General features: G+C 65.5%; 12 protein-coding genes. 9 read left to right on the top strand and 3 right to left on the bottom strand.

Annotation, left to right across the window (positions count from 1 at the left end):
- Positions 1–4 precede the first annotated feature (4 nt).
- From Mame_RS02085 to Mame_RS02125, 9 genes are all read left to right on the top strand, one after another.
- Entirely contained in the window at positions 5–1,036 is a 1,032-nt protein-coding gene (locus Mame_RS02085) for an acyl-CoA dehydrogenase family protein (RefSeq protein WP_033410031.1), read from the top strand.
- The gene (locus Mame_RS02090; RefSeq protein WP_018064584.1) at positions 1,033–2,181 is read left to right on the top strand and encodes an acyl-CoA dehydrogenase family protein; all 1,149 of its coding nucleotides are present in this window, start codon (positions 1,033–1,035) and stop codon (positions 2,179–2,181) included. The genes Mame_RS02085 and Mame_RS02090 overlap by 4 nt, the downstream gene beginning before the upstream one ends.
- Positions 2,182–2,303: 122 nt before the next feature.
- Positions 2,304–3,437 (top strand): TAXI family TRAP transporter solute-binding subunit, encoded by a 1,134-nt coding sequence (locus Mame_RS02095; protein ID WP_210162245.1) that lies wholly within the window; start codon positions 2,304–2,306, stop codon positions 3,435–3,437.
- A gap of 72 nt (positions 3,438–3,509) precedes the next feature.
- Positions 3,510–5,453, top strand: a complete 1,944-nt coding sequence (locus Mame_RS02100) for a TRAP transporter permease (RefSeq protein ID WP_018064582.1) — start codon at positions 3,510–3,512, stop codon at positions 5,451–5,453.
- On the top strand, positions 5,450–6,256 hold the full coding sequence (locus Mame_RS02105; RefSeq protein ID WP_018064581.1) for an alpha/beta fold hydrolase: 807 nt from the start codon (positions 5,450–5,452) through the stop codon (positions 6,254–6,256). Before Mame_RS02100 ends, Mame_RS02105 begins: the two co-directional genes overlap by 4 nt.
- On the top strand, positions 6,256–7,446 hold the full coding sequence (locus Mame_RS02110) for a CaiB/BaiF CoA transferase family protein (RefSeq protein WP_018064580.1): 1,191 nt from the start codon (positions 6,256–6,258) through the stop codon (positions 7,444–7,446). The genes Mame_RS02105 and Mame_RS02110 overlap by 1 nt, the downstream gene beginning before the upstream one ends.
- Complete coding sequence (locus tag Mame_RS02115) at positions 7,443–8,072, top strand: carboxymuconolactone decarboxylase family protein (protein WP_018064579.1); 630 nt, start codon at positions 7,443–7,445, stop codon at positions 8,070–8,072. The genes Mame_RS02110 and Mame_RS02115 overlap by 4 nt, the downstream gene beginning before the upstream one ends.
- Positions 8,072–8,701 carry a flavin reductase family protein gene (locus Mame_RS02120; protein ID WP_018064578.1) on the top strand — a complete coding sequence of 210 codons (630 nt, stop codon included), beginning with the start codon at positions 8,072–8,074 and terminating at the stop codon, positions 8,699–8,701. Before Mame_RS02115 ends, Mame_RS02120 begins: the two co-directional genes overlap by 1 nt.
- Positions 8,698–9,465, top strand: coding sequence for an enoyl-CoA hydratase/isomerase family protein (locus Mame_RS02125; RefSeq protein WP_018064577.1), 768 nt, complete (start codon positions 8,698–8,700; stop codon positions 9,463–9,465). The genes Mame_RS02120 and Mame_RS02125 overlap by 4 nt, the downstream gene beginning before the upstream one ends.
- Here Mame_RS02125 and Mame_RS02130 read toward each other — a convergent pair.
- The 3 genes from Mame_RS02130 to Mame_RS02140 form a co-directional block, all read right to left on the bottom strand.
- Complete coding sequence (locus Mame_RS02130) at positions 9,462–10,208, bottom strand: GntR family transcriptional regulator (RefSeq protein ID WP_018064576.1); 747 nt, start codon at positions 10,206–10,208, stop codon at positions 9,462–9,464. The two genes, Mame_RS02125 and Mame_RS02130, sit on opposite strands and share 4 nt — an antisense overlap.
- Before the next feature lie 102 nt (positions 10,209–10,310).
- On the bottom strand, positions 10,311–10,961 hold the full coding sequence (locus tag Mame_RS02135; protein ID WP_033410061.1) for a glutathione S-transferase: 651 nt from the start codon (positions 10,959–10,961) through the stop codon (positions 10,311–10,313).
- 17 nt (positions 10,962–10,978) lie between these two features.
- Complete coding sequence (locus Mame_RS02140) at positions 10,979–13,057, bottom strand: 3-hydroxyacyl-CoA dehydrogenase NAD-binding domain-containing protein (RefSeq protein ID WP_018064574.1); 2,079 nt, start codon at positions 13,055–13,057, stop codon at positions 10,979–10,981.
- Positions 13,058–13,128 lie beyond the last annotated feature (71 nt).

Raw genomic sequence — 13,128 nt, forward strand, 5'->3', positions numbered from 1 at the left:
GACAATGGAAGACTGGATGGAAAACGCCCGCATGATCGTGGACAGCGCGCGCGCCATCGTGCCCGCCGACGGCGATCTCAGCCGTGTCCGCGCCGCGCGCGGCAAGGGGATAGACCGCGCCATGGTGGCAAAGGCGGGCGAACTGGGCCTGTTCCTCATGCGCGTTCCGGAGGAAGCCGGCGGACTGGGGTTGGGCATGCGCGAGGCCTGCGAACTGATGCAGGTCCTGGGCGGCGGGCTCACGCCTGAACCCATCGGCTCTAAGATCATGGCGGCAGCGCTTCTGGGCGAGGCCTTCCCCGAAGAGGCCACAACCGGCGCGAAAGTTATGGTAACGGCGTGGCAGGACGATGCGGCTTCGCTGCGGTTCGAGGGCGGCGCGTCCGACGGACGGCTGCACGGCGTCAAGATCGCCGTGCCGGATGATGCGGATTTCTTCGCCGTGCTGACCGGGGCGGGCGTCGCCGTCGTGGCGCGCGATGCACCGGGCGTCACGATCACCGCCGCCGACACGCTGGATGGCGGACGGATTGCCATGCTCCGCCTCGAGAATGTGGCCGCCGAGCTGGTTCCCTGTCCGCAGGCTGCGGCAGTTATTCAGGACGCGGTGCTGATGCATTCGGCCTATCTGCTCGGCCTGTCGGACCGAGCCTTCAACATCACGCTGGACTATCTGAAGGTGCGCGAGCAGTTCGGACGCCCGATCGGCAGCTTCCAGGCCCTGCAGCATCGCGCCACCGAGATCAAGATCCGGATCGAGCTGTTGCGCGCCGCCGTGATGGCGACGGCCGCCCGCTTCGATACCGGCGCGGATATCGCCAGCCGTGCCCGCGATGCCGACCGCTGCAAGCTGCGCGCGGCCGAAACCGCGATGCTGGTCGCGCGCGAGGCGGTGCAGATGCACGGCGCCATGGGCATTACCGACGAGGCCGATATCGGCCTGTTCGTCCGCCGCGCCATGACCGACGCCAATCTTTTCGGCGCGCCCATTGCGGTGCGCGCCCGGCTCGCCCGCACTCTGGAGGATGCCGCATGAGCACCGATTACAACGCCATGTCGGACGGCGATTTCCGCGCCATGATCCGCGATTTCGTCGAGAGCGAATATCCCGACATCCCCCGCTTTCCGCTGGAACGCCTGCACTGGGACGAGGTGAAGCCGTGGTACATGGCCCTGTCCCGGCGCGGCTTCCTGTGCCCGACATGGCCTGTCGAACATGGCGGCATGGGCCTTTCCGCCGGCAAGCACCTGATCATGATCGAGGAACTGGAGCGCTTCGGCGCGGCCCGCGTCCACGATATCGGCCCGGTCATGCTCGGGCCGCTGCTGCTGAAATACGGAACCGAAGAGCAGAAGACGCACTACCTGCCGCGCATCCTCTCGGGCCAGGACATCTGGGCGCAGGGTTATTCCGAGCCGGGCGCGGGTTCGGACCTTGCAGCCGTGCGCTGCGAGGCGGTGCGCGACGGCGATGAATGGGTCATCAACGGCCAGAAGACCTGGACCACGCTCGGCATGGACGCCAACTGGATCTTCATTCTCGCCCGCACCGACAAGACCGTGAAGAAACAGGCCGGAATCAGCTTTCTTCTGGTGCCGATGGACGCGCCCGGCGTCACCACCCGCAATATCGAGAACCTCGCCGGCGAGGCCGAATTCTGCGAGGTATTCTTCGACGATGTCCGCGTGCCGCTGGACCACATCGTCGGCGGCGTCAACGAAGGATGGACCGCCGCCAAGGCGCTGCTCGGACACGAGCGGGTCTTCATCGGCGCGCCCCGTCTTTCGGCAAGCGCGCTGGCAAGGCTTGCCCATCTGGCGAAGCGCAACGGCATCTGGAACGATCCGGTTTTTCGCGACCGCTATGTCGCGCTGGAATGCGACACGCGCGATCTGGGCGACCTGTTCCAGACCTATATGGACCGCCTGAAAGACGGACAGGAGATCGGCGCGGACGTCGCCATGCTGAAGATATTCCAGTCCGAGCTGTACCAGCGCATCTCGGAGCTGATCATGGAGATCGCCGGCCCCGAGGCTGGCCTGTCGCACCCGCCCGAAGGCGATCGTCGTCTGCATGCGGCGGCCACTTATCTCTCGGCGCGCCCGATCACGATCTTCGGCGGCTCGACCGAAATCATGCGCAATGTTCTGTCAAAGGCCGTACTGGGCCTGCCGAACTGAACCGTACGGCTTCATTAAATCATAGAATTGACTTTTAAACTCATAAGAGCCATGGTGGACATTATCGGGGCGTGGAGGCCGCGGTTATTTTTCCGGAAACGGATACCAAGGGAGGATTTCGCTTGTTTCATTCTAACCTCATGAAGGGCACGGTCGTGGCCGTTGCCATGCTGACCGCCCCGGCGGCCTTTGCCCAGGACGATGTAACGCTGCCGAAGACGATGATCTGGACGTCCTACGATCTCGGCTCGACCGGCTATGTCGAAGCCTCGGCCATGGCCGACGCGCTGGACAAGAAATTCGGCACCGCCGTGCGGCTGACGCCCTCGGGAACGGCCATTGGTCGCTTGCTGCCGCTGGTGCGCGGCCGCGCGAATTTCGGTTTCATGGGCAATGAGATTCTGTTCGCTTCGGATGGGACCTATGAGTTCGCGGCCGCCGATTGGGGCCCGCAGGACCTGCGGGTGCTGATGGGCCGCCCCGCCGCCGTCGGCCTTGTCGCCGGCAACGACACCGATGTCGAAACCATGGCTGACCTCAAGGGCGCCAGCGTCGGCTTCGTCGAGGCCAGCCCCTCGACCACGATGAATACCGAGGCCGCACTGGCCTTCGCCGGCCTGACGCCGGACGATGTGGAGAAGGTGATGTATCCCGGCTACGGCGCGATGATGTCGGCCTTCGTCGCTGGCGAGGTTGACGTCGTTCCGGTCACCACCACCGTGGCGGCACTACGTGAAGCCGAAGCCGGGCGCGGGTTCCACTGGCTGGACATGTCCGCCGACGATGCCGAGGGCTGGAAGCGCGTGACCGGGCGGGCAAGCCTGTTCCAGCCGATCACCATGACCAAGGGCGCCGGCATTTCCGAGGAAAACCCGGCCGAACTCTTGGGCTACAGCTATCCGCAGCTGACGACGCTGGCGACCACTGACGAGGACGAGGTCTACAACCTTCTGAAAGCGCTGGACCAGGCCTATCCGGACTACAAGGACGCCAATGCCGTGATGGCCAACTGGAAGCTGGAAGAGTCCGGCCGGACGCCGTCCGGCGCGCCTTTCCACCCCGGCGCGATCAAGTATCTCAAGGAACGCGGCATCTGGACGGAAGCCGACCAGGCCTGGAACGACCAGCGCATTGCCGAGATCGAAAAGAACAAGGAAATGTGGGCCGCCGCGACCAAAGCCGCCAAGGAGCAGGGTATCTCTTCGGACGGTTGGGTTGCTTTCTGGGAACAGTATCGTACTGAAAACGCACAGTAATCCTGCTCGGGCGCGGCCGTTTGCGCCGCGCCCGGCAATTCAGCCTCGCGCCCTGCCGACAGGATAAGGCCCATGTCTTCTCAGATCATTCCGAACGCTCCCGGCGCGGCCAGGTTCTGGCAGCAGGAGGCCCAGCGCATCTCGGGCGCTGCATGGTTCGCCGTCATGGCGCTGTCCACCGTGGGCATCGCCATCATCGTCAACCAGATCTTCAACCTGCAGATCCTCGGCTGGCGGCCGATCAGCACGGCCTATTACTACATCGTGCTGGGCCTGTTCATGCCGGTGGCCTTTCTCGGCACGCCGGCGCGCCAGGCCGATGCGAGCCGGGTGCGCTGGTATGACTGGGTGCTGGCGGTGGCGGCCTTCGGCATCTGCATCTTCTTCTCGACCCGGACCGACGCCATCCTCTACCAGGGCTGGGAATTCGAAGCCCCGCCTTATGTGGTCGTGATGGCCACGTGCCTCGTTCTTCTATCATTGGAAGCCGTGCGCCGCTGCGCCGGCCTGCCGCTGCTCATCATCTGCGCGATCTTCGCGACATTCCCCCTTTATACCGGCCATATGCCGGGCTTCCTGTGGGGCGCGCAGATGAGCTTCAGCGAGACGGTGCTCAGCCATTCGCTGGGCGTGGAAAGCATTATCGGCATCCCTCTGCGGGTGATCGCCGACCTTCTGATCGGCTTCATCCTGTTCGGTGTGGCGCTTACCGTTTCGGGCGGCGGCGCGTTTTTCATGGATCTCGCAAGCGCGCTCATGGGCCATGCGCGCGGCGGGCCGGCGAAGGTCGCGATCCTGTCCTCCGGCTTCTTCGGGTCGCTGTCGGGCAGCGTGATCTCCAACGTGATCTCGACCGGTTCGATGACCATCCCCACCATGAAGAAATGCGGCTATCCGGCGACCTATGCTGGCGCGGTGGAATCCTGCGCCTCGACGGGCGGCGCGCTGATGCCGCCGGTCATGGGCTCGGTCGCCTTCGTCATGGCGTCGTTCATGAACGTGCCCTATGCCGATATCATGGTCGCGGCGACCGTGCCCGCGCTGCTGTTCTATCTTGTGCTGCTGATCCAGACCGACTGCTATGCGGCGCGCAACGGGCTGAAGGGCCTCCCGCGCGACCAGTTGCCGAAGCTGTGGCTGGTGCTGCGCTCGGGCTGGATTTACCTCGTCTCGCTCGTTGCGCTGGTCTGGCTGCTGCTCGCCACCAATGCCGAGGCGAAAGCTCCCTTCTACATCACCGTGCTGCTGGTCCTGACCGCGCTGTGGCGCGCCCGCAAGGATGGCATCGGCAAGCCGATCGTCACCATGATCCTCGAGGTCGGGACGACCATCGGCATGCTGGTCGGGGTGCTCGCGGGCGTCGGCATGGTCGTCGGATCGCTGGCGATCACCGGCGTCGGCAATGCCTTCAGCCGCGAACTGCTGCAATATGCCGGCGGCAATCCCTATCTGCTGCTGCTCTTCGGCGCGGCCACCAGCTTTATCCTCGGCATGGGGATGACGGTTTCGGCCTGCTATATTTTCCTGGCGGTGGTCCTCGCGCCGGCGCTGACGGAGGCGGGATTCAGCCAAATGGCCGCTCACCTCTTCATCCTCTACTGGGCGATGCTGTCCTACATCACGCCGCCGGTGGCGATGGCTGCCGTCGCCGCCGCCTCGATCGCCAAGGCACCCGCCATGCAGACCGGCGTGACCGCGATGCGGCTTGGCGCGCTGCTGTTCGTGCTGCCCTTCCTGTTCGTGCTGAACCCGAACCTGATCCTCGAAGGCGACGCGCTGCATGTCACGATGGCGGTCGGCACGGCCATCGTCTCGATCCTGATGCTGTCGGCCGCGTCGGAACGCTGGATCTATATCCTCAACCGCTCCGCCAGGGGCTGGGAGGCGGTGGTCCTGCTTATCGGCGGGTTGTGCCTGCTGGTGCCGGAACGCATGTCCGACCTGATCGGGTTCGCCGCACTGGCGCTGGTCATGGGCCACGGCCTGCTGACGCGCAAGAAGGAGATTGCCGCATGACCGCTCTATCCGTTCCCCTGCCCGATGGCATCACGCTTCATGCCCGCATCGACGGCCCCGAGGGCGCGCCCTGCGTCGTCTTCGCAAACTCGGTCCTCACCGACATGTCGATCTGGGACGCACAGGCCGATGCGCTTTCGGACCGGTATCGCGTGCTGCGCTACGACCAGCGCGGGCATGGCGCGTCGGAGGCGAGCGCGGGCGCGATGGATTTCGCCCGCTACGGCGCCGACCTGCTGGCGGTCATGGATGCGGCGGGCGTGGACCGCTGCGCCGTGGCCGGCCTGTCCATGGGCTGCCCCACGGCGCTTGCGGCACTTGCCGCGGCACCCGACCGCTTCGCCGCCTTCATCGCCGTTGATGGCGTGATGCGCAGCGCCCCCGGCCGCGCGGCCTTCTGGACCGAGCGGCGCGAAACGGCGCTAAGCGACGGCATGGAAGCGATCGCCGCCTCTACCGCGCCGCGCTGGCTGCCGGGCGAGGCCGAGGACAACGCACTCAGCGCCCGTCTTCGCGCGATGATCGCGGGAACCAGCGTCGAGGGCTTTGCCGCCGCGACCTATGCGCTTTCGGATTATGACCAGACCACCGCGATCACCTGCCCGGTGCTGGGCATCGCCGGCGCCGAGGACGGCGCCATGCCCGACGCGGTGTCGAAACAGTTCGGCGGCATCCCCGGCGCGCGGATCGCGATCATACCCGGCGCGGGCCATCTGCCCAACTTCCAGAAACCCGAGGCCTTCAACGACGCCCTGCTGGCCTTTCTCGACCAGAACTACCCGACCACGAAGGAGCAAGCCTGATGCCAGGACCGCTGTCCCATATCCGCGTCCTCGATCTCAGCCGTATCATGGCGGGGCCGTGGAGCGGCCAGATCCTGGCCGATCTGGGCGCCGACGTCATCAAAATCGAGCGCGCGGGCGAAGGCGACGACACCCGCCGCTGGGGCCCTCCCTTCCTGAAGGACAAGGACGGAAAGCCGACCAAGGAATCGGGCTATTACCTTTCGGTCAATCGGGGAAAGCGCTCGGTCGCGCTGGACCTGAAATCGGAAGAGGGCCGCGCTGCCGTGCGCGCGCTCGCCGCCCAGTCCGATATCGTGCTTGAGAATTTCAAGGCCGGAACACTGGAGCGGATGGGGCTTGGCTATGAGGATCTGCGGCAGGTAAACCCGCGCCTGATCTATTGCTCGATCACCGGATTCGGCCTTACCGGACCGATGAAGGACGACGCTGCCTACGACTTCATGATCCAGGCCATGGGCGGGCTGATGAGCGTAACCGGCGCGCCCGACGATGCGCCTGGCGGCGGCCCGCAGAAGGTGGGCGTCCCGATCGTCGACATCATGACCGGCATGTATGCCACGATCGGGGTGCTGGCGGCGCTCGCCAATCGCGAGAAAACCGGCAAGGGCGATCATATCGACCTCGCCATGCTGGACGTCTCGGTCGCGATGCTCGCCAATCAGGCGATGAACTATCTGGTCTCGGGCACCCCGCCGGTCAGGCGCGGCAACCGGCATCCGAACATCCAGCCCCAGAATGTCTATCCGGTGGCCGACGGCCACATCGTGCTGGCCGTTGGCAATGACGGACAATTCCGCAAATTCGCCGAGGTGATCGGCATGCCGGAACTGGCCGACAATCCCGATTTCGCCACCAATCCCGGCCGGGTGGAGAATCTGCCCGCGCTGGAGGCGATCCTGTTTGAGGCGCTGGCGAAGAATGGCGTTGACCACTGGGTTGCGGCCTTCGCAAGGGCCGGCGTCCCCTCCGGGCCGATCAACACCGTGGATCGCGTCTTCGAGGAACCGCAGGTTCAGCACCGAAAGATGCTGCGCGACATCCCGCATCCATTGAGCGGAGATCTGAAACAGGTCGTCAGCCCCCTGAATTTCCGCAACGCGCCTCTGTCCTTCGACAAGGCCCCACCGCTCCTCGGCGAACACACGGACGACGTTCTGCGCGCGCTGGGACTGGAGACAACAGCATGAACGACCAGACCACGCCTGCCCGCCCGAACGGAGGCCGGATCAGCTTCCCCACGCCCGATACGATGACGGCAGAACAGCGCCAGGTCTACGAGCAGATCGTCTCCGGCCCAAGGGGGACGCTGGTTGGGCCGCTGCGCGCGGCGCTGCACAATCCGGCGCTCGCCGACCGCTGGCAACGCCTGGGCCAGGTGCTCCGGTTCGAGACGTCTATCCCCACGCATCTCAACGAACTGGCGATCCTGGTAACCGCGCGGCGCTGGAACAGCGATCTGGAATGGGGCATTCACGCCGGCGACGCCGAACGCGCCGGACTACCCCAGGCTTACATGCAGGCGATCCGCGATGGGGATTCCCCCGATTTCGGCAACGACGACGCGGCCCGCGAGGTCTATGAATTCGCCCGCCAGCTGCTGCAGACCGGCAATGTCGAGGACACGGCCTATGACGCCATTCTTGTCCGCTGGGGAGAGATGGGCGCGGTCGAACTGACGGCGGTGATCGGTTACTATTCGATGGTGGCAATGACGCTGAACGTCCATCGGGTTCCCCTGCCCGCCGGCATGGACGCGCCCCTTGACGGTCCCCGCGGCCAGCTCTTCACCATGCCTCCGGCGAAGGAGAGCTGATGTTCTACGATCCCCGCCATCAGCCCCACGGCCTGCCGCACAATCCGTGGCTGGCCCTGATCGTGCCGCGGCCCATCGGCTGGATCTCGACCCTGTCGCCATCGGGCGTGGCCAACCTTTCGCCTTATAGCTGCTTCAACGCGATTTCAGGCAAGCCGCCCTTCGTGATGTTCTCCTCCGACAGCCCCAAGCACAGCTATACCAACGCGGAGGCGACGGGCTATTTCTGCGTCAATATCGCAACCTACTCGCTGCGCGAGGCGATGAACCTGAGCTCCGCCTCATGGCCGGAGGGCGTGGACGAATTCGCCGAGGCCGGGCTGACGGCCGTGCCCTGCGAAAACATCCCCTGCCCCCGCGTGGCGGAATCGCCCGTGGCCGTGGAATGCATCGTGTCGCAGACGCTGACGCTGACGCCCTCGACCGGAGCCGAATGCACCAACCGCATCGTCATCGGCGAGGTGGTCGGCATCCATATCGATGAAAGCGTGCTCAGCGATGACGGGCTTGTCGATGTCGAACTGCTGCAGCCGCTCGGTCGGATGGGCTATATGGAATACACGGTCCCGCCGCGTTCGTTTACAATGACACGACCCCTCCTGGGCCCTGACGGAAAGATCAAGCCATGAGCCATGAAACCCTGAGGCTGACGGTGGCGGACCACATCGCCACCATCACCATCGCCCGCCCGCCGGTGAATGCCCAGAACAACCGCTTTCGCGAGGAACTGGCCGGGGTGGTGGACAGCCTTGGCGACCGGCCCGACGTGCGCGTCATTGTGCTTACCGGCGAGGGCAAGGCTTTTTCCGCCGGCGCGGACCTCGCCGAGCGTCCGACCCAGGAGCCGGGACATTACACCGCCCACAACCGCCGCGTCCGGGCGAGCTTCGACTGCCTGCTGGAATGCCCCAAGCCGATCATCGCCGCCGTCAACGGCGCGGCCATCGGCGCCGGCTGCGTGACCGCGCTCTGCTGCGATATCATCGTGGCCTCGGAAAAGGGCTTCCTGCAGATGACCGAGGTGAATGTCGGCCTTGCGGGCGGGGTCGCCCACGTACGCCGCCATTTCGGCGAGAGCGACGCGCGGCTGCTGATCATGACAGCACGGCGCATTTATGGACCCGACCTGCTGCGCATGAACGTCGCCTCGGCATGCACCGCGCCCGAGGAGTTAATGGAGACTGCCATGGGCATCGCCGCCGACATCGCGAAGGCCAGCCCCTCCGCCGTGCGCGCAGCGAAGAAGTCTTTTCAGGTGACCGAAGGTATGTCGATCTACGACGCCTACCGGTTCGAGCAGTCCCAGACCAAGGCTCTGTCCACTTCGGAAGACACCGCCGAGGCGATGGCCGCCTTTCGCGAAAAGCGCACGCCGGTCTTCAAGGGCTCTTAGCGCAGCTTGACCTCGATCTTCATCATGTCGCCGCGATAGATGCCGTTGGCCAGGAGGACAATATCGCCGTGCTGGTCGACGGCGATGCGCTGGACCTTGGCGATGGGGTCGCCGATCGAAACGTTCAGCTCCGTCGCGGTCTCGAGATCGGCGGAGCCGATGGTGACGATCTGGACGGCATCCTCGATCGTGTGGCCCGGAAGGTCGTGGGCGATCCGCATGGCGGTGATGCGCGAGTAGGATTCATCCGGTATCAGCGGCGAAATGCGCTCGTCGACATAGACGTCGCCGATCATGAAGGGCGCGCCGGCGCGACTGTGGCGTCGCTTCAAATGCCGGTATGACGGCGCCGGCCTGCCGATATCGCTTTCCCGCCGGGGCAGCATGACGCCGCGCTCATCGCCCAGAATGTCGATCGTCGCGTTATCGCGCGCGATCAGCAGACCGGACCAGTCGGTCTTGACCTCGCACCACAGGTCGCGGTTCGGACGCTCGACGACGAAGGTGCCCTTGGCGCGATAGCGCTCGATCAGGCCCTCGCCCTCGATGATATCCAGCGCCTGCCTGATGGTCATGGTCGCGACGCCGCATTGCTCGGCCAGTTCCTTGACGGTCGGAATTTTCGCGCCGATGTCCCATTCGCCCGTCTCGATCCGTCGCCGGAACAGGCCGGCCAATTGGATGTAGCGCGAGACATTGCTCTTCTGCAGCGCTATTGCCGTCGCGTTCGTCATCGAAGTCATAGTCTGCACCTTCGTCCTTTTTTCGTTTTTCACCTTAGCCGTCCGGCGCAGTGTCATAAAGGGCTGAGCTAGGCTTTTGATACAAGTTGCGATCGCAGGGCCTCAGCCATTGAAGCGCAGTTTCCCGGCGGTCACGTCGGCCCCGTCCGGCGCGTCATCCACGATCGCGGTGGCTGCGACCGACGGACGCGCGGCCCAACCCGCCTCCAGCTTCGCAAGTTGCGGGAAATGATCGCGCCAGTTGGCGTCGCTCCAGCGGAAATCGAGCTGCCCCAGGGCACAAACGATTGCGACATGGCCAAGGCCGAAGGGCGTTGCCGCCAGCGCCGGGGTCTCGGCCTCCAGCGTGGCCATGACGGCACGCGCCTTGGCGCGCCAGCCCTCGGTCACGGCATCCCAGGGACCGGAGGGACGGGAAAGTTCCGTGCGCCACAGGAGCAGCAGATCGATCAGCCCGTCGCCGAGCGCCTGCCAGCGCAATTGCACAAAGCGCCTGTCCCCCAGGAGGCTGCCGCCCGCACGGTGATCGAGATATTCGCAGATCACGCGGCTGTCGAACAGCGCGGTGCCATCCTCGACGACCAGCGTCGGGATCTTGCCGAGAGGATTGTCGGCCATGACTGCGGCATTGGGCGGCAGATGCATGGCGACGACGGAGCGGACCTGTTCGACCTGGTCCAACTGCCCCGTTTCGTGCAGCACGATCATGACCTTGCGCACGAATGGCGAGCGCGGCGACCAATGCAATTTCATCGCATGCTTCATGAAGGTCAGCCTTTCCGTTCTTCAACGATATCGTTCAGCACCTTGTCAACGGGGCCGGCGGCGAAACCGTGGCCGATCGCCTCCGCCAGCCGCGCCTGATCGCCGGCGATGACGGCGCGATCCTGATGGGCGGCCCACCAAAGCGGACCGCCGCGAAAGCGCGGAAATCCATAACCGTTGCAGAGCGTCACATCCACATCCGATGGGCGCTGCGCCACGCCCTCGGCCAGAAGAAGCGCAGCCTCGTTGACGATGGCGGCGAGCAACTGGCGCTGAATGACGTCTTCCTCGATTTCGGCGGGCGCGATACCGGCTGCCTGCCGCGCCTTGTCTATCACGTCTGCAACCTGATCGGAGGGCACGGGCTTGCCTTCGGGATAATCATACCACCCGCCTTTGGTCTTGCGGCCAAGCCGCCCCATCTCGCAGAGCGTATCGGGAATCGTGACATAGCGCGCGGCGGGGTCGCGCGTCGGCGCCTGCCGCTTGCGCATGGCCCAGGCGATGTCGAGACCCGACATATCGGAGACGGCAAACGGGCCCATGGCGAAGCCGAAGGCGGTCGCGGCCCGATCCACCTGCTGCGGCGTTGCGCCATCCAGCACCAGCAATTCGGCGCGACGCCGATAGGCGGCGTAGATGCGGTTGCCGATGAACCCCTCGGCCACGCGCGCGACCACAGGCTGCTTGCCGAGCTTGCGCGCAAGCTTCAGCGCGGTCGCAAGCGTGGCGTCGTCGGTGGCATTCGCGCGCACCACCTCGATGAGCGGCATCACATCGGCGGGACTGAAGAAATGCAGCCCCGCCACGCGGCCCTTGTGTGCGAGCCCTTCGGCCATCGCGTTGATATCCAGATAGGAGGTGTTGGTGGCAAGCATTGCGTCCTGGGCCAGCACGCGCTCGAGCCGCCCAAGCACGTCGCGCTTGACCGCCATGTCCTCGAACACGGCCTCGATGGCAAGGTCGCAACCCGACAGCGCCGCAAAATCCGTCGCGCCGGTGAGGGCGGCGTTGCGGCGGGCGGCCTCGTCAGGCGCCAGCCGGCCCTTTTCGACCGCCGCGTCAAGGCTGGCCCGAACCGCGGACACGGCATTGGCCAGACTATCTTCATCGCGTTCGATGAGAATGACCGGCAGGCCGGCGGCGAGGAAGCAGCGGACAATCCCCTGCCCCATCGTGCCGCCGCCGATCACGCCGACCGACCCGATCGCGCGCGCAAGCCCCATGTCCAGACCATCCACCACGCCGGCACGACGCTCGGAGAAGAACAGATGCCTGAGCGCGGTCGCATCCTCGGCCACGCGCAGACGCTGGAAGACCGCACGCTCGTCCGCCAGTGCGTCACGTCCATCCGCCTCGGCGGCGCGGCGTATGAGTCGGATCACTTCGGCGACGTTGGGACGGCCCTTGCCGCGACTGAGCGCCTTGTCCGCCGCCGCGTCCACCGCGGCCGGGTCGTCCGTCGGCGGCGACAGCGCCAAAGCTGCGCGCTTCGGCCGGGCGGCTTCGGCCAGAAAGGCCAGCGCGCCTGCCAGAAGATCACCCTCGACCACACGATCGACGAGACCGATGGCCAAAGCCTCGCCCGCCGGAATGCGGCGGGCGGCGCAGATCAGATCGATCGCGCGGGCAAGCCCCGTCAGCCGCGGCAGGCGCTGCGTGCCGCCCGCGCCCGGCACGAAACCGAGGCCGACTTCCGGCAGGCCGACCATCGTGTGCGGCGCGGCCAGCCGGTAATCGCAGCCGAGCGCCAGCTCCAGCCCGCCGCCCAGCGCAACGCCATGCATGGCCGCCACGACGGGAAAGGGCGCATCCTCGACCAGCCGGATCACGTCGGGCAGTTCGGGCCATTCCAGCTTGCTGTCGAATTCCTTCAGATCGGAACCGGCGATGAAGCAGCGCCCGTCGCCGATGATCACCACGCCGCTCGCGCCGTTGCGCGCCGCTTCGGCAAGTCCGTCCGCCAGACCCTTGCGAACGGCGTGAGACCCAGCATTGACCGGCGGATTGCGGATCGTCAGAACGGCCACGCCATCGACCATCCGCATCTCCACGCACGCCTTGTCCTGCTGATCTGTCGGCATGGCGTTTCTCCCTGTTCATTTCATCGAAACCGAACCTAAATTACATTAAGCTAGTTGTATAGCTCTAATCG

The organism is Martelella mediterranea DSM 17316 (genome assembly GCF_002043005.1).
GTDB classification, from domain to species: domain Bacteria; phylum Pseudomonadota; class Alphaproteobacteria; order Rhizobiales; family Rhizobiaceae; genus Martelella; species Martelella mediterranea.